The organism is Streptomyces sp. NTH33 (assembly GCF_003236365.1).
Taxonomy (GTDB): domain Bacteria; phylum Actinomycetota; class Actinomycetes; order Streptomycetales; family Streptomycetaceae; genus Streptomyces.
On record NZ_POTZ01001178.1, the window covers coordinates 1 to 380 of the forward strand.

1 protein-coding gene is annotated in these 380 nt (G+C 31.3%); it reads left to right on the top strand.

The annotated features are described in order from the left end of the window. The coding region (locus C1I97_RS40900; RefSeq protein WP_220040919.1) for a hypothetical protein at nucleotides 1-205 on the top strand (205 nt) is incomplete at its 5' end. Nucleotides 206-380: the final 175 nt, after the last annotated feature.

The window sequence follows — 380 nt, forward strand, 5'->3', positions numbered from 1 at the left end:
CTACGCATTATTGACCCAGTGTATGAAGGAACTACCTGCTGGTGAACGTAATAAGTACATGTTAGCTAACGGTACAGAGATTTCTGAAAAGAACCTTACAAATAAACAAAAGAAATTATTACACGAATACCGTTTGATTCAGTACGATATAACTGCTGGAAAACACTATTTAAAAAAAGGGTCTAACTTTTTCACAGTAAAATAATATACTATCTAAACGAACAGTAAAGTTACTGTGCGTTTTTATATCAAAAGTTATCTTCTTTAGTTACTAAAAAACGCTATAATTAAATAAAAAAGGACGGTGTTTTTAATGAAAATTAGCGTTGACTTAATTAATGGCTACTTACCAGATCAATTTGGTAAGCATGCTCCCAAAG